This is a genomic window from Egbenema bharatensis FJBBOT/2019, assembly GCF_048077055.1.
Taxonomy (GTDB): domain Bacteria; phylum Cyanobacteriota; class Cyanobacteriia; order Elainellales; family Elainellaceae; genus Egbenema; species Egbenema bharatensis.
Genome location: NZ_CP182236.1, coordinates 3,177,398 through 3,195,213, shown reverse-complemented (window position 1 = coordinate 3,195,213; position 17,816 = coordinate 3,177,398). Strand labels below are relative to the sequence as shown.

At 50.6% G+C, this 17,816-nt stretch carries 19 protein-coding genes and 2 pseudogenes; 12 read left to right on the top strand and 9 right to left on the bottom strand.

What is annotated here, in order from left to right; genetic code table 11:
• Nucleotides 1-97: 97 nt before the first annotated feature.
• The 3 genes from ACM1PF_RS14810 to ACM1PF_RS14800 all read left to right on the top strand — a co-directional run bounded on the left by ACM1PF_RS14810 (nt 98) and on the right by ACM1PF_RS14800 (nt 2,089).
• Nucleotides 98-565 carry a DUF3531 family protein gene (locus tag ACM1PF_RS14810; RefSeq protein WP_416675870.1) on the top strand — a complete coding sequence of 156 codons (468 nt, stop codon included), beginning with the start codon at nt 98-100 and terminating at the stop codon, nt 563-565.
• A gap of 72 nt (nt 566-637) precedes the next feature.
• Nucleotides 638-1,111 carry an NUDIX hydrolase gene (locus ACM1PF_RS14805; protein WP_416675867.1) on the top strand — a complete coding sequence of 158 codons (474 nt, stop codon included), beginning with the start codon at nt 638-640 and terminating at the stop codon, nt 1,109-1,111.
• A gap of 78 nt (nt 1,112-1,189) precedes the next feature.
• Nucleotides 1,190-2,089: an IS982 family transposase gene (locus ACM1PF_RS14800; RefSeq protein WP_416670324.1), complete on the top strand. Its 900-nt coding sequence runs from the start codon at nt 1,190-1,192 to the stop codon at nt 2,087-2,089.
• Between the two features lie 52 nt (nt 2,090-2,141).
• Here the strand turns inward: ACM1PF_RS14800 and ACM1PF_RS14795 are convergent, their stop codons facing one another.
• A complete protein-coding gene (locus tag ACM1PF_RS14795) occupies nt 2,142-2,507 on the bottom strand; it encodes a single-stranded DNA-binding protein (protein ID WP_416675864.1) in 366 nt (121 codons plus the stop codon).
• Nucleotides 2,508-2,971: 464 nt separating this feature from the next.
• Between ACM1PF_RS14795 and ACM1PF_RS14790 the strand changes: the two genes are divergently transcribed.
• The 3 genes from ACM1PF_RS14790 to mreD all read left to right on the top strand — a co-directional run bounded on the left by ACM1PF_RS14790 (nt 2,972) and on the right by mreD (nt 5,520).
• Nucleotides 2,972-4,018: a rod shape-determining protein gene (locus tag ACM1PF_RS14790; RefSeq protein ID WP_416675861.1), complete on the top strand. Its 1,047-nt coding sequence runs from the start codon at nt 2,972-2,974 to the stop codon at nt 4,016-4,018.
• A 35-nt stretch (nt 4,019-4,053) separates the two neighbouring features.
• A complete protein-coding gene (gene mreC, locus ACM1PF_RS14785; RefSeq protein WP_416675858.1) occupies nt 4,054-4,860 on the top strand; it encodes a rod shape-determining protein MreC in 807 nt (268 codons plus the stop codon).
• A gap of 81 nt (nt 4,861-4,941) precedes the next feature.
• The gene (mreD, locus tag ACM1PF_RS14780) at nt 4,942-5,520 is read left to right on the top strand and encodes a rod shape-determining protein MreD (RefSeq protein WP_416675855.1); all 579 of its coding nucleotides are present in this window, start codon (nt 4,942-4,944) and stop codon (nt 5,518-5,520) included.
• 79 nt (nt 5,521-5,599) lie between these two features.
• On the opposite strand, the gene ACM1PF_RS14775 is transcribed toward mreD, so the two are convergent.
• The 5 genes from ACM1PF_RS14775 to ACM1PF_RS14755 form a co-directional block, all read right to left on the bottom strand.
• Entirely contained in the window at nt 5,600-6,412 is an 813-nt protein-coding gene (locus ACM1PF_RS14775) for an HAD family hydrolase (RefSeq protein ID WP_416675853.1), read from the bottom strand.
• Between the two features lie 154 nt (nt 6,413-6,566).
• Nucleotides 6,567-7,025 carry a D-aminoacyl-tRNA deacylase gene (dtd, locus tag ACM1PF_RS14770; protein WP_416675850.1) on the bottom strand — a complete coding sequence of 153 codons (459 nt, stop codon included), beginning with the start codon at nt 7,023-7,025 and terminating at the stop codon, nt 6,567-6,569.
• Nucleotides 7,026-7,095: 70 nt separating this feature from the next.
• On the bottom strand, nt 7,096-7,755 hold the full coding sequence (gene ytaF, locus ACM1PF_RS14765) for a sporulation membrane protein YtaF (RefSeq protein WP_416675847.1): 660 nt from the start codon (nt 7,753-7,755) through the stop codon (nt 7,096-7,098).
• A 116-nt stretch (nt 7,756-7,871) separates the two neighbouring features.
• On the bottom strand, nt 7,872-8,318 hold the full coding sequence (locus ACM1PF_RS14760; protein ID WP_416675845.1) for an HIT family protein: 447 nt from the start codon (nt 8,316-8,318) through the stop codon (nt 7,872-7,874).
• 9 nt (nt 8,319-8,327) lie between these two features.
• The gene (locus ACM1PF_RS14755) at nt 8,328-9,524 is read right to left on the bottom strand and encodes a CobW family GTP-binding protein (protein ID WP_416676650.1); all 1,197 of its coding nucleotides are present in this window, start codon (nt 9,522-9,524) and stop codon (nt 8,328-8,330) included.
• 235 nt (nt 9,525-9,759) lie between these two features.
• Here ACM1PF_RS14755 and ACM1PF_RS14750 point away from each other — a divergent pair, with 235 nt between their 5' ends.
• Both ACM1PF_RS14750 and cysS read left to right on the top strand, forming a co-directional pair.
• A complete protein-coding gene (locus ACM1PF_RS14750; RefSeq protein WP_416675842.1) occupies nt 9,760-9,930 on the top strand; it encodes a hypothetical protein in 171 nt (56 codons plus the stop codon).
• Nucleotides 9,893-11,403, top strand: a pseudogene (gene cysS / locus ACM1PF_RS14745) (cysteine--tRNA ligase). Before ACM1PF_RS14750 ends, cysS begins: the two are co-directional and overlap by 38 nt.
• A 221-nt stretch (nt 11,404-11,624) precedes the next feature.
• On the opposite strand, the gene rpsF reads toward cysS, so the two are convergent.
• Nucleotides 11,625-11,942 carry a 30S ribosomal protein S6 gene (gene rpsF / locus ACM1PF_RS14740; RefSeq protein WP_416675840.1) on the bottom strand — a complete coding sequence of 106 codons (318 nt, stop codon included), beginning with the start codon at nt 11,940-11,942 and terminating at the stop codon, nt 11,625-11,627.
• A 158-nt stretch (nt 11,943-12,100) separates the two neighbouring features.
• Between rpsF and ACM1PF_RS14735 the strand changes: the two are divergent.
• Nucleotides 12,101-12,912 (top strand): annotated as a pseudogene (locus ACM1PF_RS14735) (fumarylacetoacetate hydrolase family protein).
• Between the two features lie 34 nt (nt 12,913-12,946).
• Here the strand turns inward: ACM1PF_RS14735 and ACM1PF_RS14730 are convergent.
• Both ACM1PF_RS14730 and ACM1PF_RS14725 read right to left on the bottom strand, forming a co-directional pair.
• Nucleotides 12,947-13,429, bottom strand: a complete 483-nt coding sequence (locus ACM1PF_RS14730; RefSeq protein ID WP_416675838.1) for a Tic20 family protein — start codon at nt 13,427-13,429, stop codon at nt 12,947-12,949.
• 156 nt (nt 13,430-13,585) lie between these two features.
• The gene (locus ACM1PF_RS14725) at nt 13,586-13,909 is read right to left on the bottom strand and encodes a hypothetical protein (RefSeq protein ID WP_416675836.1); all 324 of its coding nucleotides are present in this window, start codon (nt 13,907-13,909) and stop codon (nt 13,586-13,588) included.
• A gap of 452 nt (nt 13,910-14,361) precedes the next feature.
• Here ACM1PF_RS14725 and ACM1PF_RS14720 point away from each other — a divergent pair, with 452 nt between their 5' ends.
• The 3 genes from ACM1PF_RS14720 to ACM1PF_RS14710 are packed head-to-tail and all read left to right on the top strand — an operon-like array spanning nt 14,362 to nt 17,787.
• Nucleotides 14,362-15,228: an ABC transporter permease gene (locus tag ACM1PF_RS14720; RefSeq protein ID WP_416675834.1), complete on the top strand. Its 867-nt coding sequence runs from the start codon at nt 14,362-14,364 to the stop codon at nt 15,226-15,228.
• Nucleotides 15,228-16,604 carry an ABC transporter ATP-binding protein gene (locus ACM1PF_RS14715; protein ID WP_416675832.1) on the top strand — a complete coding sequence of 459 codons (1,377 nt, stop codon included), beginning with the start codon at nt 15,228-15,230 and terminating at the stop codon, nt 16,602-16,604. The genes ACM1PF_RS14720 and ACM1PF_RS14715 overlap by 1 nt, the downstream gene beginning before the upstream one ends.
• A complete protein-coding gene (locus ACM1PF_RS14710; protein ID WP_416675830.1) occupies nt 16,564-17,787 on the top strand; it encodes a glycosyltransferase in 1,224 nt (407 codons plus the stop codon). Before ACM1PF_RS14715 ends, ACM1PF_RS14710 begins: the two co-directional genes overlap by 41 nt.
• Nucleotides 17,788-17,816 lie beyond the last annotated feature (29 nt).

Here is a 17,816-nt window from a genome sequence, read left to right as displayed (position 1 = left end):
CAAGATGCCCACCCCACAAGAGACAAACCCTCTTTCTTGATTCTTCTCCCCCTTCCGATGCCCGACTCCCACTTTCCTATCCCCTACATCCCCGCCCATGAAAGTAGAATTCCGCGAATGTGATTTTTTCGATCTCTGGATTTGGCTAGAATTCAGCACGAATCCCTCTGCGATGGAACAGCAGTATGTCGAGGAGGTGTTTAACTCCTGGTTTTTATTGGGCAAATTAGGCGGCTTTAATGCTGAAAACTTACAGGTGCAGGACACCGGATTGGAGATTAGCTACATGGATTACGACCAGGACTCTGCCGAAAGTAGCTTCATGGCCCTGATGCACAATATGAGCGAACCCGAATATCAGGGTAACTGGGGTCGCTGCTGGTTTGATCTGGGCACCAGTGATGCTCTGGCGTTGGATGTTTTGATTAATGCGTTCGATCAACTGAGTAAAGATTACGTCACGATCGAACGGCTGATCGTTGGGGGTGAAAATTCAGATTGGAAGATTCCGGGGGGCAAGCGATCGGCTGCTCTGGACGGGAATTCAGGTAGTGACTACAACTAAATCATTGTGCCCAATCAAAGCAGGGGGGCATCGCCTACCCTCGTATCATCTATCGTCGAGGTTCTTGATCAAATGACCACTCTGCCCAATCCGCTGGATGCTCTCCAAGCCGTTTCTTCATCCAACCCGCTACGAATTCGTGTGATCACCTTAGGTTTAATTCAACGAGAGGATTGCTTACTGGTATCCGAAGGGTATGACTCCTTAGAGCAGCAGGCGTTTTATCGAATGCTGGGGGGTGGGGTTGAGTTTGGTGAAACTAGCCTCGAAGCCCTCCAGCGAGAGTTTCGGGAGGAACTTCAGGCGGAGCTAACTAACATTCAGTATTTGGGCTGCCTGGAGAATTTGTTTACTTACCAGGGACAGCCTGGTCATGAGCTTGTCCAGCTTTATCGCTGCGATCTGAGCGATCCCCACCTTTATGAGCAGGAATCGCTGATGGGTTATGAAGGTACAGAGCCGTTTGAAGCGCGATGGATAGAGGGCGAGCGGTTCCAGTCTGGTATGTTACGCCTTGTACCAGAAAGGTGTTTAGAGTTTTTCTGATTTACGTCTAATGTGAATTGGACAAAAAGGTGGGAGAGGTTGAGAATCGAAGTACCACCTTTGAAGCTCACCTCTCCCATGACTAGCATAGACTTTCCCAGCCTGATGACCACCATTTTTGTTCTGGTAGACGATTGGTATCGCCAGCAGATTGCACCGTTAGACTGCCCCCGACCAGGAGTACAAGCGCAATTGAGTGATAGCGAAATGCTGACCTTAGCACTGCTGATGGACTATCTGCCCTTTCCGGGTGAAACCCAGTTTCTCGGCTTTATGCGTGCCAACTATCTCTGCTGGTTTCCACAGTTGTTGGATCAGAGTCAATTCAATCGGCGCTTACGCCAATTAGATGGGATGCTGGAATCACTGCGACGCAGTTGGGTCGTGGCATTAGGAGCGACCCAGCAAACGCATCTGCTGGTGGACACCAAACCGATTCCCGTACTGGGACTCAAGCGGGACAAGACACGCAGTGATTTTTCTGGCAATGCAACCCCTGGCTATTGTGCGTCGCGCCAGATGTATTACTTCGGCTACAAACTCGCCTTACTCAGTACCTGGAACGGGATTCCGATTGCCTATGATTTAGTCCCAGCCAACACCGATGAGCGGGTTGCCATTGAGTCGCTCTTAGCGGTCGCCCGAGGGTGCACCATCTACGGTGACAAGGGGTTTATCGACCAGGACTGGCAACTCCAAGTGCAGCAGCGCACCGGCAATCAGATTTGGACTGTCTTGCGCAAAAATCAGAAACAGCAGCATCCCCCATCCCTCAATCGCTTCATCTCCAAAGTGCGTCAGCGCATTGAAGGGGTGTTTCATGAAATTCAAAACACTGGACGTAACCCCGAACGCTTGCTCAACAAGACCGTAGAGGGCTTTTGTGTCCACATTGCAGCTAAACTGGCAAGCCATACCCTGCGGTTATTGCTCAAACAGCAGTTTGGCATCCATGTGTTAACCTTCCAACAGTCTTAAACTGCTCTGTCTAATTCACATTAGGCGTGATTTGAGTCCTTGAAATCTTTATCTAAAATTCATCACCACTTCCATATCCACCCATATCCGCCTCATTGTCTCGCTTAGATCCCAACAGTCGTAGCTGATCAACACGAATCACAGGCTTGGTGCGATCGGCTCCGGTACTGCGATCTTGCCAGCGATCGAGCTTTAAGGCTCCTGTTACACCAATCAAGCTACCCTTACGGACATAGTTGGCGGCAATCTCAGCGGTTTTTCCCCAAATTTCTAAATTGAACCAGTCCGGTTCATCACTATTTTTGCGATTGCGATCGACCGCCAGGGTGACATTACAGACCACGCTACCTGACTCAAAGTAGCGCACATCCGGATCCCGACCGGCTCGACCCACCAGGGTTACAACATTAAGGCTCATACTCCTCCTAAATCAAATATCTAGCAGCATTCCACATTCCAACGTTCAACCTCATGAATTGGGCGCATGAGGTTAGTACATTGGTACTGATACGGGTATTCCCTATTCTAATCAAATCTTGAGACTCTGGCGTACAATTTTTTGCACAATTTTTTACTAATACGCTGCACAACTTTATGAATTTGGATATAGAATGCAAGGCATTAACAGTCCAATTTGGTTGGTATCGCTCGTATAAGTTTCCCTGTTTGACTATTTATTTCATCAATGGCAATCTTGTTTTTGGCAAAGCATACAAAGTCACTCAGTAAAATCAGTCAGCATATTTTTTTACGGTGAAGGCAGTTGGTAATTTTTTTAACTGACTAGACTATCGGTAGAAAACGTAATAAAATCCTGCTTGTAATTTTGATGTTGACTTAGTTTTTAGCCAAGGCATCTAGTTTTGGGAGCTTAGGAAGTTAGTGGGATTCTTCAATCGCTTCTCCTTTTCACGCGACATGGGTATCGACCTCGGTACTGCCAATACCCTTGTCTATGTTTCCGGTAAAGGTATTGTGCTACAGGAGCCTTCCGTTGTTGCCATAGACCAGGAGGACAAGTTGCCCCTGGCTGTGGGAGAGGATGCCAAGAAAATGCTGGGACGGACACCCGGAAACGTCGTTGCGTTACGTCCATTGCGCGATGGGGTTATTGCTGACTTTGACACGGCTGAATTGATGCTGAAGCACTTCATCCGCCGTGTTCATGAAGGGCGAACCGGACTGATTGCACCTCGGATTGTCATTGGGATTCCCAGTGGTGTGACGGGGGTAGAGCGGCGGGCTGTTATGGAAGCTGCCTCTCAGGCCGGGGCGCGGGATGTTTATCTGATCGATGAACCCGTGGCGGCGGCGATCGGGGCAGGATTACCCGTAGCAGAACCCACCGGAAATATGATCATTGACATTGGGGGCGGTACGACTGAAGTTGCTGTCCTGAGTTTGCAGGGTACGGTTTTGAGTGAATCAGTCCGAGTGGCGGGTGATGAGCTAAGTGAAGCCATCATGCAGTACATGAAGAAGGTTCACAACCTGGTGATTGGGGAACGCACGGCTGAAGAGATTAAGATCACGGTCGGTTCTGCCTACCCCATGGACGATGATGACGACATTCTGATGGATGTCCGAGGGTTGCATTTGCTCTCGGGTCTACCCCGAACGGTAACGGTCAAGGTTCCGGAAATCCGGGAGGCAATGTCTGAACCTCTCTCCGTGATCATTGAAGCGGTGAAGCGGACTCTAGAACGTACACCTCCTGAACTGGCAGCAGATATTATCGATCGCGGCATTATGCTGGCGGGGGGTGGAGCATTACTGCGCGGTCTGGATACGTTGATTAGCCATGAAACTGGAATTGTGGTTCACGTTGCAGCAGACCCTCTGAGTTGTGTAGTTCTGGGAACAGGGCGAGTTTTAGAGAACTTTAAGCAGCTAGAGCGGGTCTTCAGTGGCCGATCGCGGAATTTCTAGGAACTCCTGGTCAATTTCTGGATAAATGAGGTTGAATGTACGCACTACGCCGTTGGTGGGATCGAAATGGAATTCGGCTGGGCATGATTGGCCTGGCTCTGCTGGTGGCGTGGGGCATTCGGCAAACTCAGGGTGCAGCCGTGCTGGAGCTTTACCGATGGTTGAGTCATCCTTTTTCAGGCGGAGTCGCTCCGGAGCAGCAGATCGAAAGTGCGCGAGTCCTGGAGTTAGAGCAACGATTGGTTGAGCTAGAAAGCCAGAATCGCCAACTGCAAGAGCTACTCGGTTATGTGGGTGAAAATCCTGGCGATGGAGTGGTGGCTCCGGTGGTTGGGCGTAGTGCCGACCATTGGTGGCAGCAGGTGATTTTGGGGCGAGGTAGCCGAGATGGGATTCAAGCCGGATTTATTGTAGCTGGCAAAGGGGGGATTGTCGGGCGTGTGACTCAAGTTACACCCAATACCAGTCGGGTTTTGCTGATTAGTGATCCCACGAGCCAGGTGGGCGTAGCGGTCAGCCGATCGCGGTCAATGGGCTACATTCGAGGACAGTCAGCCAACCGGGTCGTGATGGAATTTTTTGACAAGGTTCCCGATGTTCGTCCGGGGGATGTAGTGTCTACATCGTCTTACAGCCAGCTTTTTCCACCAGGGTTGCCCGTTGGCATTATTGAATCAGTCAATTTAAACAAAAGTCCAGCCCCTGAAGCGGTGATCGAGCTTTCCGCGCCAATTAGTTCGCTGGAGTGGGTACTGGTTTCCCCTAACCCTAAAGTAGATGAATTAACCGAGGGAACCAATGAGCTTTTGCAAGGGGCGATCGAGCCATCTCCGATCGACTAACCTGGCTGAGACAAACCAGCTCGCAGGATTTAGCCCAAACGGGTTTACCCCAAAACAGGTTTATGTAAGGAGGCGCAACGATTGATCAGTACCCTGAATTTATCGCGGTTGCATCCCTTCACCCTGCGATTGCTCGACTATGGCGTAATCGCTGGCTCAGTGCTGATCTGCCTGCTGCTGTTGCCCACGCGCTTCCCAGGGATGGAAATTTTGTCCATTAGTCCCAACTGGCTGCTGATCTGGGTCGTTGCCTGGAGCGTTAAACGCACCGCAGTTCAGGGAGCACTGGCGGGTCTAATTTTGGGACTGATTCAGGATGGTATGACTTCCCCTTCTCCTACCCATGCTGTCAGTTTGGCGATCGTTGGAATTTTGACGGCACGGCTACAAAAACAACGCTACATCCGAGAAGACTTTATCTCGATCGCCTTAATTGTGTTTGGGATGGCGGTACTCGCTGAAACGGTCGTTGCCTTACAATTTAGCTGGCAAAGTTTCTGGGCAGAAAGCGGCGAAACCCGACGAAATTTAGGGCAAATTTGGCTCTACCATCAGCAGGTTGCCCTCAGTTCAGCTATCCTCAGCAGCCTATGGGCCCCTGCGGTCTACTATCCCCTCAGCCGCTGGTGGGAGCAAATGAGCGATTTAGAGGCAGATTGAGGAAAAATTGGCTATAAGGGCACATGGCTATGCGCCCCTAATGGGTAGGTTATTTTGCCGCATCCCCTAATTTCTACCTCTATGCTGCGATCGCCTGAGTCTTTACTAAGTAATGGGTGGCAGCCACCAAATCCGCATGGATGTGGGTGGGTTGAAATCGTTGCAGATAGTTTTGGCTGCGAATGCCGCAGGTAAGGGCGATCGTGGGGATGTCAGTCGCTTGCCCTGCCAGAATATCGGCTTCCGTATCACCAATCATCCAGGCGGAAGCGGCTTCTGGGAAACGAACAGAGCTTTGCCAGGAGGCGATCGCAGTCTTCAGGAGCTGCGTTTTGTGATCGGCTTGATTGAAGTAGGCCGCCTGCTGATTGTCTGAACCGTAAATTTCACTGAAAAACTGAATCAAGCCATAGTGCTGCAAAATACTTTCAGCTTGCTGCTGACAACGGAGCGTTACCAGTACCAGGCGCATCCCTCTTGCCTGAAGCAACGATAAAGCCCATCTTACGCCAGGCTGCAACTGATCCCGGTGGAGCAAATCAGGCTGGTTCACAATCTGACGGACTCGCTGCAAGAATCGTTCAATTTGCTGCCCACGCAAGCCCGATCGCAGGGCAATTTCAGGATCGGGGGTACGCTCTTGCTTCATCTGCCAGAACTGAGCCTTACTCAGCATGACGAGAGGCAATATTTCTCCCTCAGCTTCGTAGATGGACTTTACTTCCGATAACCCTTGTTGATAGGTACTGTAGTAGCGATCGGACACATCAACAATGGGGCCGTCAAAATCGCAAAACACAGTGGTTTGAACCGACCGATGCTGCGCATCAGAGCGATAAAAGCAGGGATTGGGATAGGGTTGCTCTGAGCTAGAGACGGCCGTTTTTGCCATAAATCGTTACTGAGATTACAAAACTCTGAAAGGTTTCTTCACATTAACAGGTGATTTTATAAGTCGTCAACCGTGGAATGGTTATTTTATATTTGGAAAACTTATATCGTTGAAATTACAGATTTGCTTCATCTTTCTGCCTGAGGAGATTGGTTTAGAGGGACTGATCCGCCTCCCGTTCCAACAAAAGTGTAACCGGGCCATCATTTTCGATCGCCACCTGCATCATGGCTCCAAATTGTCCAGTTTCTACCTTCAGCCTACTTTGGCGCAATTTTTCTACAAATCGTTCGTAATATTTTTCAGCAAAATTGGGAGTGGCGGCTCGATCGAAGGAAGGACGACGACCCTTGCGGCAGTCTCCGTACAGCGTGAATTGGCTGATCACCAGCAGTTCTCCATTAATCTCCTGCACTGAGCGATCGAAGCGATCGCCCTCCTCTCCTGGAAACAGCCGCAGATCCAGGCACTTTTTCACCATCCAGTCCAGCTCTGCCTCGGTATCGGTTTCAGCAATGCCCACCAGCAGGTTTAGCCCTCGACCAATTTTGCCTACCACTTCACCCTCAATTGTCACTTGAGAAGATTTAACTCGTTGAACCACTACGCGCATACTTCATCTCATGCCCTTCTTCGTCATATGGTCTCCGGATCATCAGCTCTGTAGTAATGCCTTAAAACCGCTAAATCAATCGGTGAACCCCAATGATAATCAGTAGCGTCCCGGGGAAGTAGGGCAATTGTTTCGTCCAGCGATGTTCGGAGATTGCGATGCCAAGCCGAATGCCAAAGTAGATTAATCCACTACTCATCAGAGACAGGATGATAATGATCAGCCAGGGGGAATATCCTAAGAGGCGAATTCCCATCCCTGCAATGAAGGAGTCTAGAGAAACAGCTACCCCAAGAACAAACGCTTCATCAACGGAAATTGAGCTGGAGCGATCGAAGTCAGCCGCCACTGGGTTACGGAGGATTGCAGAAATTGATTTGATTGGAAAACGATGGGATTGACGACGATTTCTGGATGACTCTAAGGCTCGATCGGGTTTTGATGCCTGAGAGCGGTCAAAAAACTCCGCCTTCAACTGGTTTAAGATGGCAAATACGCCAATTCCCATCAGCAAGAATCCACCGATTGCCTCCGTCAGTTCTGGCGAGATCACTGCAACCACTGCCCCTCCCGTACCAACGGCGAGCAACAAAGTCAGCATGGTACAGACAGTAATAACGATGAGCGATCCAACCGGGACAGAGATGCGCCGAACGCCATAGGCCACTCCAATGCCAAAACTATCCAAACTGACTGCGATCGCCAGGATGAGCAAAGAAAAAACATTCATAGGTCTGGTTGATTTGCCCTCCCAACCTTATCCCAAATCAAAATAAATGCGTACACTTGTCAGCCTTCTATGGCATAAACCCGACTTATGGAATAGTCCATCTGGATAACCGAGCCTCATTCACGGTTTTGCAGGTAAAGTCGTATCTTTCGGGCGGCTTCAGCCATTTGCAGCGGATCCGGCGTTCCCTGAAGGTTACGCATTGATTGCAGTTGCCATCCCTTCAAGTTCCATTCGGCTGGTTCTGGATAGCGGGGTTGGAGAACAAAGTGGACATGGTACGGGGACTGATCAACCCAGAGGGTTACATAAACCCGCTCTGCCCCCAGGGCATGGACGATCGCCTCCGAAATCAGCCTGAAGGTCGGGCCCAAAGTCGTAGACTCCTCTGCGGTCAGCTCCCACAGGTTCTCCCGATGGGCTTTAGTCTTCACGACGATCGAGCCGATCCCCATCGCTCCAATGCAGTGATCGGCTAACCAGTATTCGTTCTCATAGACAACGCCTCCTGGAGCCGTTGCCTCTCCCCGAACCGTCTGGCAGGCAAAACAGGATAAGGTCATGAAATTAATTTATTTGCCAAAACCCCTACCGCGATTGGCAGACGGCATACAGACACAGTGCTGTAGCTGTTCCCGCAGGGTGGCAGCATCCAGATCTTGACCAATCAGCACCACCTGGTTTTTCGGCTGACCTTTCCACTCTTCATCATCCAACGAGAAGCGTTTGCCGCTCAGGTGGAAGATATGGCGTTTGGGGCTTTCATCAAACCAGAGAATGCCCTTCGCCCGGAAGACCGACTGGGGCAGTTGATGATCCAGAAAATACTGGAATTTCTTGATGGCAAAGGGGCGATCGCTCTGGAAGGAGATGGAGGTGAAGCCGTCGATCGCCAGGTGATCAGAGTGGTGGTGATGATGCTCGTGGGCGTGATGATCGTGGTCATGATGGTCGTGATCAGGATGATCATGCTCGCAATGCCCGTGATCATGGTCGCAGTTGGAGTGGTCATGGTGATCGTGGGCGTGGGCGTGATCATGCGCATGATCGGAGTGGTCATGATCGTGATGATCGTGGTCAGAATGCCCGTCTTCTGCCTCAAAGTACTTGTCGGACTCAAACAGCCCCACGCTGAGAACCAGAGGAAGGGGAACCTTGGAATGGGATGTGCGGAGGATTCTGGCTCCCTCTTTGACATCCCGAATTTTGGACTCCAGCAGATCGAGATCGGCTTCATCCACCAAATCTGTCTTATTTAACAGCAAAATATCGCCGTACAAAATCTGGTTATAGGCCGCCTGGCTGTTGAACAGATCCAAACTGTAGTTTTCGGCATCCACCAGGGTAACGATCGAATCCAGCCGAGTCAGATCCCGCAGTTCGGTGCCCAAAAACGTGAGGGCGATCGGCAGGGGATCGGCTAACCCCGTGGTCTCCACCACCAAATAATCAATATTGTCGCGGCGTTCCAGCACCCGGTACACCGCATCTACCAGGTCATTGTTAATGGTGCAGCAAATGCAGCCGTTGCTCAACTCCACCATGTTGTCGTCGCTACCTTCCAGGGAGATCAGCAACTCATTATCAATGCCAATCTCACCAAATTCATTCACTAAAACGGCAGTCTTCAAGCCCTCCTGATTCGTCAGGATATGGTTGAGGAGGGTCGTTTTGCCACTGCCCAAAAAGCCGGTGATGATGGTGACGGGAAGTCCGTGTTTTTCGACCTCCATAGCGGAGGATGGGTTTGAAGTAACTGCTGATGACATAGCGCAGTAATCGGAAACGTCAGGATATAGACTAAAGTTTAAGAGATGCAACAGCCAGCGCGTCGGATGCGGAATGGCCAGGTTACAACCAATAGTCATTCCTATTATTGCTGATCAACCGAGATGACGGATGAGAGATCCAAAGGAAAGTGCTAAGTTTTTAGTCTTCGTTTCTGGAATTTGTGGCGAAACCCGTAGCGCAGGCTTCTAGTCTGATGTGGAAAGGGCGGGCAAGATGCCCATCCCACAAGAAGGGCAGGCAAGATGCCCATCCCACAAGAAGGGCGGGCAAGATGCTCATCCCACAAGAACGGGAAATCCCACTAACCTCTCCACTCCCTATTCCCCACTCCCCACTCCTATTCCCAATGTCCATCACCCTTTACAACACCCTAACTCGCCGTAAACAACCCTTTGAACCGATCGAACCGGGCAAGGTGAAGATGTATTGCTGTGGTGTGACGGTGTATGACTATTGCCATTTGGGTCATGCGCGATCGTACATTGTCTGGGATACGGTGCGGCGGTATTTACAGTGGCGCGGCTATGAGGTGCGCTATGTGCAGAACTTTACAGATATTGACGACAAAATCCTGAACCGGGCCAGGCAGGAAGGCTCCACCATGCAGGAAGTTGCCGATCGCTATACGCAAACCTACTTTGAGGACATGGCGCGGCTGAATATCCTGGAGGCGGATGAGTACCCACGAGCGACTCACACCCTGGATGGCATCAAACGCCTGATCCATGAACTGGAGCAAAAAGGGTTTGCTTACGCTTCCCAGGGAGATGTGTACTACACAGTGCGGAACTTTACAGAATACGGCAAGCTCTCCGGGCGCAAGCTGGACGATATGCAGGCGGGAGCCAGCGGACGGGTAGACAGCGATCCCGATGCTCCCAAGAAAAAAGACCCGTTTGACTTTGCCCTCTGGAAGTCAGCCAAGCCCGGAGAGCCGCCTGGGAATCTCCCTGGGGCGAAGGTCGTCCGGGATGGCATATTGAATGCTCGGCGATGGTGCGCGATCGTCTAGGGGAAACGATCGACATTCATGTGGGCGGAGCCGATCTGGTGTTCCCGCACCACGAAAATGAGATTGCCCAATCGGAAGCGGTGACGGGTCATGCGCTGGCGCGGTACTGGATGCACAACGGCATGGTGAATGTTGGGGGCGAGAAGATGTCCAAATCCCTGGGCAACTTCACCACGATTCGAGCCTTGCTGGATGCGCCCAATGCCCCTGATCCGATGGCCCTGCGGCTGTTTGTCCTGCAAGCCCATTACCGTAAACCGATCGACTTTACCGATGAGGCGATCGAATCGGCCAAGAATAGCTGGGAAACCCTGAAGGAAGGGCTGTTGTTTGGCTATAAGTACGGCAAGCAAATAGGCTGGACGGATGTAGAGGATAGTTCCTTTGGCAACCCGGAATTTATGCGAATTCCTGAGGAGAGCCAGTCTGTAAAACGCTTCCAGGAAGTAATGGACGATGATATCAATACCCCTGCGGCAATGGCGGTGTTGTTTGAACTGGCGAAGGAGTTACGGAAAGCAGGAAATATTATCACCCATGCGGGTAAATCAGAGAGCGATCCGCAGGCTCTACGCAGCGAATGGCAAACGCTGGTTGTGTTGGCGCAGGTGTTGGGATTGAAGGTCGAGAAAAAAGAAAGCCTACCAAACGAGATTCGTATTTCAAGTGAACTTTCTTTGTCTAGCGAAGTAGGAATTGACATTGAGGCTCTCATTGAACAGCGTAAGGAAGCCCGGAAAGCGAAGAACTGGGCGGAGAGCGATCGGATTCGGGATGAACTGAAGGCTCAGGGAGTGGTGCTAATCGACAAACCGGGTGGAGTCACAGAATGGCATCGGGCTTGATTGGAAAACATCCGATCAAACAAAGTGAGGATAAGCCAAGGGCATCCCAGTTTTTGCAAAAACCGGCTGTAAGGGCGCACAGCAGTGCGCCCCTGACGGGTAGGTTATTTTGCCGCATCCCCTAAGGACTTTGGATAAGATGCCCTGGGCGATTGTCCTGGGTTGGCTGGGCGGGCAAGATGCCCACCCCACAAGAGTTTCAGGTTATTGAATTTGTATTCCTAAGCTTCGATCGCCTCAGGGGTTTCGGCCGGAATTTCCATCTTGGTCGTGAGATAGCGAATCACATCTTCACTGAGCCGCATTGCTTTTTCCATTGCCATCACCGCCTTTCCGCTGCTGGTATAGTTCATCTGAACATACACCCCTTCCCGGTGGTTCTGGATTTCGTAAGCCAATCGACGCTTGCCCCGATGCTGAGTATCTACTGCTTCAGCACCCTGCTCTAATAGAATATTCTGATACTTACCGATCGCTTGATCCGTTTGCTCATCACCCAGATCTGGGCGCAAAATGTACATTGTTTCGTATTGTGGCATGGCGAAAATCTCTCCTTTTGGACATGAGGCCGCTTAAAACTCCTTCGCACCTGTTTTATTGCAGGCTTTAATTAATTTCCTGCATTTGACAGCTCGAAGTGGGTCTGGAATCAGAGGCAAGGATTTACAATCATATACCAGGTTAACTTACTTTAGCTATGGCGCATCGGTACGTCCGCGTTCAAACTCCAACAGGTCAACTGTTCTACGGTCTACTTCACCTCGATCGGCAGGTGCAAATTCTGGATGCTCCACCCTGGATGAAGGGACAACCGATGGAGGAACGGCTGGAGCCAACGGATTATCAGATCCTGGCTCCCTGTGCACCTTCCAAAATTGTGGCAGTGGGCAAAAACTACGCCAAGCATGCGATCGAAATGGGAGGAGAAGTTCCCAAAGAACCCCTCCTGTTTATCAAACCTTCGACAACGATCATTGCGCCAGAGACTTCTATTCTCTATCCAGCGCAATCTCAACGGGTAGAGTACGAGGGAGAACTGGCGTTGGTGATTGGGGAACGCTGTATCGACTGCACCCCAGAGGAAGCTCGTACCAAGATTTGGGGCTATACGATCGCCAACGATGTAACCGCCAGGGATTTACAGCAGCGGGATGGGCAATGGACGCGGGCTAAAAGCTTCGATACTTTCTGCCCCCTTGGCCCTGGATCGTTCGAGAGCTAACGGCGGGAGCCAGGCTCCAGACTTTCATTAACGATGATCCTGAACCGGTTCAGTCTGCTTCCACCGATGAAATGGTATTTGCCCCTGATGTCCTGGTTTCCTACATCAGCCAAGTCATGACCCTCTTACCAGGCGATGTCATCCTGACCGGAACGCCGGAGGGAGTTGGAGGACTGAAGGTGGGGGATCGAATACGGGTTGAGATTGAGGGAATTGGCGCACTGGAGAACACGATCGCTGTTCGTCAAGTGCAGGAACCTGCGATCGTTTCCTTGAATGGGGAGTGAAGGGGATTAATTTTGCCCCTCAATTTGCCAAATCCTACCGAACCCGCATATGCACAGCTTCAGACAACGTCGGGATTTCAGCATAGCGACCCAGGGCGCATTGAACCACTGAGTAAATCACTGCCGCCAGGGTACCCAGGAAGATCACGTTGTAAATCGTATCCAGCAGCAGCCCACCCGTGAAAATCTGTGAGAGCAGCAGCGTGAAAATTAGATTACAAATAATCAAAATAATATCCAGCATGATCGCTTGCATGGTGTTGAAGCGAATGAAGCGGCTGATATTTTCGTTCCGCACCACCAGCATAAATAGGGCAACAAAGACAATTAGCCCCATGAAAGGAATGCCGCGATAGAGTCCGGCGATCGGCGCGATCGGGGCAAACAGGAACATTAACTCAGGAAATTGCCTGAAGAAGGGGGCTGAAAAAAAGAGCAGGGCATCAATCAGGGGCAATAGGTATGGCAGACAGGCAAAAATCCGATCTGCGACAGTAGTGGAACTACGCCAGGTCATGCTGTTCTCTCCAGAGCTACAAACAGTGGGTTCGCCAAAGCGACTTACCTACAGCCTAGAATAGCGTAATTGCCCGGTTCCAGTCGGTTGTCCGGCATTAACTCAATCCAAAGTCATAAATCTAAAATCTAAAATCCAAAATCGACCTAGACCGAATTATTCCGCCAACAGCTCGATCGCCTCTTCAGTGGCATCCCAGGCATCATCCAGGATTTCAGCAACAACAGGATTAAAGTAGCGAAGGGCATCTGCCAGTTGGCTCAGTTCTTCAGACAGGCGCATCAGGCGATCTTCCGCAATTTGCCTGGCCTTCAGCCGAGCATAGATAGGAACAGTACTCAATCTGTGGCAAGGGGTTGAGGGAGTTTGTTGCGGGTCAAGGTAAAGTTCGTTCAGCCAGGGATCGTCTGGATAAACCTGGCTCAGTTCATGGTGCTGGGCTGTTTCAAAGGGTTCGGAGGGATAGGGCTGCGCGTTCATTATGCTGCTCTCTAACTAAGGTCGGGGATCAGGGTCGTTTATCTAGGGTCGGTTATCAGGGTCGGTCATCAAGTTTTAGATTCAATGGATGTTCGATTGATTTCGGTCAATTTCGGTTAACCATGATGTCTTTAACGACACCTATTATTAGTATTCCCAACCTGGGGCAGAGTTTAATTCCTCTGAAACTGACTGCACAAAAGTTTAAAAAGTTCAAATGGAACCCACCCTCTGCACCCACCCCATCCGCTCAGTAAGATTGACGGGTTTAAAGAATGACTGCATACAAGTTCATCAAATCTTCATGAATGGGTCAGTTGCTGTACGGAAACTTGTTAGAGATCGCTGCCAGAGTATTACAAAATCTTACGGAGCGGTTTATGATCGCTTCTGCATCTGGATTCCGTCTGGATTTCATCTGGATGTTGTGAGAGCAATTCGTTGGGTGTGCCATGCCAAAACAAAACCGTCGTTCGACTGAAGTAATCTACACCCCCGAAAGCCTGCTGCGTCATCCCCTCCGGTTATTTGAAGCGATGGGACGCGATCTGTTGGCTTCACGGGAGCTGGCCTGGCGGCTGATGGTTCGAGATCTGAGTACGCAATATCGCCAGTCTCTACTGGGTGTCTTTTGGGCATTTGTGCCACCGATCGTGACAGCCGCTGGACTGACGATCGCCAGTAATGCCAATGTTTTGAATGTGGGAGAGACGGAGATTCCCTATCCGGCCTTTGTCATGTTTGGCATGACCCTGTGGCAAACCTTTGTGGAGTCTGTGACAGGGCCAATTCAGGCGGTGGTTACATCTCGACCTATGTTGGCAAAGATCAACTTCCCCCGCGAAGCCTTGATGCTGTCCCGGATTGGGCAGGTGTTTTTTAACTTTGGCATTAAGCTAATTTTGATTGTGGCCCTGTTTCTCTGGTTCCAAATTCCTGTCACCTGGACAGTACTGCTGGCTCCGGTGGCATTGATCCACATGATTGCTCTGGGAACCTGTGTGGGGCTGCTGCTGACTCCGATCGGCGCATTATATGAAGATGTGTCTAGAGGATTAACCCTGGGTATGGGGGCATGGCTGTTTTTCACGCCAGTGATTTATCCGCCTCCCCAGGAAGGACTGTTTGCCCTGTTGGTACGGCTCAATCCAGTGACTCCCCTGTTAGTGACGACGCGGGAACTGGCAGCGGAGGGGGGACAAATTTCTGATCCGCAGGGGTTCTGGATTGCCAGTGCCATTGCGATCGTCGGTCTGTTGATAAGTTGGCTAGTGTATCGAGTCACAATGCCGTTTGTGATTGAGCGGATGAGTGCGTAATGATTTCAGAAAATCCGTCTTCTCCTTTAGTTCTGCCGGAACCCCTCGAAAGCGATGTGGTGCTGTCGGTGCAGGGGGTGGCTAAAAAGTTTTGTCGCAGCTTACGCCGATCGCTGTTCTATGGCGTTCAGGATATTGCTGGGGAATTAATGGGCAGCCGTCGCCAAAATACGAAACTTCGATCCCAGGAGTTTTGGGCCCTGGATGATGTCAGCTTTGAGCTACATCGGGGGGAGGCGATCGGGCTGGTGGGGGTCAATGGCAGTGGTAAGACGACCCTACTGCGAATTATCAGTGGCTTGATCCGGCCCGATAAGGGATCGGTTCGAGTCCGAGGACAGGTGGCTCCCCTGATTGCATTGGGGGCCGGATTCAGTCCTGTATTAACGGGACGGGAAAATGTCTATGCCAATATGTCGATTCTGGGCCTATCGAAACAGCAGATTGACGATCGGTTTGAGGAAGTGGTGGACTTCGCTGAACTGTGGGATGCGATCGACACTCCAGTTCAGAACTACAGCTCTGGGATGGCGGCTCGCCTGGGGTTTTCCTGCGCCGTTCATACCGACCCTAACATTCTGCTGATTGATGAAGTATTGGCGGTGGGGGATATCAAGTTTCGATCGAAATGTGAGCGTAAACTGCATGGCCTATTGGAACAGGGAACCTCCTTTGTCCTGGTTAGCCACTATGCTCAGTCGTTGCTGAATATCTGCACCTCTGCGGTTTATCTCTCCCGGGGCAGGATTACCTTATCGGGCGATCCACGCGATGTTCTGGAACGGTACGAAGAGGATTTGTTTACGACGCAGCCTGCTGGAATTGCCGGATCTGCATCTGGGACGAACCATCAGCTCTCCCACACGACCCGACATTTGGAAGCAGAGATTACCGGATTTCATTTTGAAACGCCAGAGGGTGAAACGATCGAATCTCCTGTCACCGGAAAGGCGGTTCATCTCTGTATTGAATTTAAGTCGGCGATCGAAATTCAAAATGCCTGTATTTTTATTGCCATTTACCGCTTTGGTGAAGATGAAAATTTGGCATTGCACCTGAATGGCTACCTCGATAGTCAACTACATCAATGGGCATTCAAAGTCACACCGGGAGAGCATCAAATCAAAGCCAAACTGCCCTATTTGGGTTTGAAGCCTGGCAGTTACACCATGAAAGCATTCCTGAAAGATGGAACCCTTTATACCCTGGATGCAGTGGATGGGTTACGGTTTCGGGTAGAAAAACAGGAGAGTTTAAATCGGGGTAGTTACTATCAACATCGCAACTGGGAATTGGTAAGTCAAACATCGCTGTCTCAAAGGAGTAGGGATCACGATGGACAGGATACAAACCATGATTTATCTATCTCCGGGTAACTTGCCGTCTCAGATGGCCCACACAGGGCAAATTGCCAAAATGGCTCAGGCGTTTGCCCAACGAGTGGCAGGATTTGAGCTAGTTACAGGCGGCGATTGGCGCACCTTCAGAACGGGGGCAGATGCAGAATTCTGGCAATGGTATTCTCTCCATCAGCCATTTCGATTAGTGCGTTTACCGATTCATCGGCGGTGTCAATTGCCGTTTCCCGAAGGCTACCGGAATTGGAATTATTACAAATTGGCCACGCTCTATGCTTATTACAAATCACCTCGTTTGATCTATACCCGCACGGGAACGATCGCCCGTTACCTCCTCAGTATGGGAGTTCCGGTGATGTGGGAATGGCATGAATTTCTCCATGAGGGCTATCACGATATTGTCCAGAGTCCCCACTTGCTGGGGTTAGTCACAATCGCGCCACAACTGGCTGAGTCGTATATCAAAGAAGGTGTTGATCCAAACAAAATTTGTGTAGCTTCGAGTGCCACTGATCTGGATAGCTTTTTACCCAATCAATCTAAACTAGCTGCACGAACAAAGTTAGGATTGCCCGGTGGAAAACCGCTAATTTTGTATTCTGGTCATTTGCAAGATTACAAAGGAATTCCCACCCTCCTAGAGGTGGCAGAACGCTTACCTCACTATCAGTTTATTTTGGTAGGTGGCTGGGCAACGGATGTGAAACGGGTTCAATCGATTGCTCAGTCCCGGCGGTTAACGAATGTTCAGTTGATTGGTCATGTTCCTCAATCTGATCTACCCACCTATCTCTATGCGGCTGATGTCCTGCTGTTGCCCACCAGCCAAACCTGGCAACTGGCTAATACGACCAGTCCTTTGAAGCTCTTTGACTATATGGCTGTGAAAAAACCGATCGTCGCCTCTGCCCTGCCCACAATCCAAACTATCCTGCGCGATCGTCACAATGCCCTGCTGGCCCAACCCGACGATCCCCTCTCGTTTCAAGAAGCAATCACCACTTTGATTGATCACCCCAGCATCGCGCAAACCCTGGCAAATCAAGCCTATCAAGATGTTCAGCAATACACCTGGGAAAAACGGGCCGATCGCATCCTCCAATTTGCCGTTGATCGACTCGCCCAGCACTCCACCCCCAGCGTGCCGCTCCCCAAGCGACTTGTTCGCAGCTTCAGAACCCTCACCACTCAATATCCCTAACTCGATCGTCCTGATCTGAATGGTGGGCA

Coding starts and splice junctions, on each gene's coding strand:
- ACM1PF_RS14810 (WP_416675870.1), top strand. CDS start 98: ATGAAAGTAGAATTCCGCGAATGTGATTTTTTCGATCTCTGGATTTGG.
- ACM1PF_RS14805 (WP_416675867.1), top strand. CDS start 638: ATGACCACTCTGCCCAATCCGCTGGATGCTCTCCAAGCCGTTTCTTCA.
- ACM1PF_RS14800 (WP_416670324.1), top strand. CDS start 1,190: ATGACTAGCATAGACTTTCCCAGCCTGATGACCACCATTTTTGTTCTG.
- ACM1PF_RS14795 (WP_416675864.1), bottom strand. CDS start 2,507: ATGAGCCTTAATGTTGTAACCCTGGTGGGTCGAGCCGGTCGGGATCCG.
- mreC (WP_416675858.1), top strand. CDS start 4,054: ATGTACGCACTACGCCGTTGGTGGGATCGAAATGGAATTCGGCTGGGC.
- ACM1PF_RS14775 (WP_416675853.1), bottom strand. CDS start 6,412: ATGGCAAAAACGGCCGTCTCTAGCTCAGAGCAACCCTATCCCAATCCC.
- dtd (WP_416675850.1), bottom strand. CDS start 7,025: ATGCGCGTAGTGGTTCAACGAGTTAAATCTTCTCAAGTGACAATTGAG.
- ytaF (WP_416675847.1), bottom strand. CDS start 7,755: ATGAATGTTTTTTCTTTGCTCATCCTGGCGATCGCAGTCAGTTTGGAT.
- ACM1PF_RS14760 (WP_416675845.1), bottom strand. CDS start 8,318: ATGACCTTATCCTGTTTTGCCTGCCAGACGGTTCGGGGAGAGGCAACG.
- ACM1PF_RS14755 (WP_416676650.1), bottom strand. CDS start 9,524: ATGTCATCAGCAGTTACTTCAAACCCATCCTCCGCTATGGAGGTCGAA.
- ACM1PF_RS14750 (WP_416675842.1), top strand. CDS start 9,760: ATGCCCATCCCACAAGAAGGGCAGGCAAGATGCCCATCCCACAAGAAG.
- rpsF (WP_416675840.1), bottom strand. CDS start 11,942: ATGCCACAATACGAAACAATGTACATTTTGCGCCCAGATCTGGGTGAT.
- ACM1PF_RS14730 (WP_416675838.1), bottom strand. CDS start 13,429: ATGACCTGGCGTAGTTCCACTACTGTCGCAGATCGGATTTTTGCCTGT.
- ACM1PF_RS14725 (WP_416675836.1), bottom strand. CDS start 13,909: ATGAACGCGCAGCCCTATCCCTCCGAACCCTTTGAAACAGCCCAGCAC.
- ACM1PF_RS14720 (WP_416675834.1), top strand. CDS start 14,362: ATGCCAAAACAAAACCGTCGTTCGACTGAAGTAATCTACACCCCCGAA.
- ACM1PF_RS14715 (WP_416675832.1), top strand. CDS start 15,228: ATGATTTCAGAAAATCCGTCTTCTCCTTTAGTTCTGCCGGAACCCCTC.
- ACM1PF_RS14710 (WP_416675830.1), top strand. CDS start 16,564: ATGGACAGGATACAAACCATGATTTATCTATCTCCGGGTAACTTGCCG.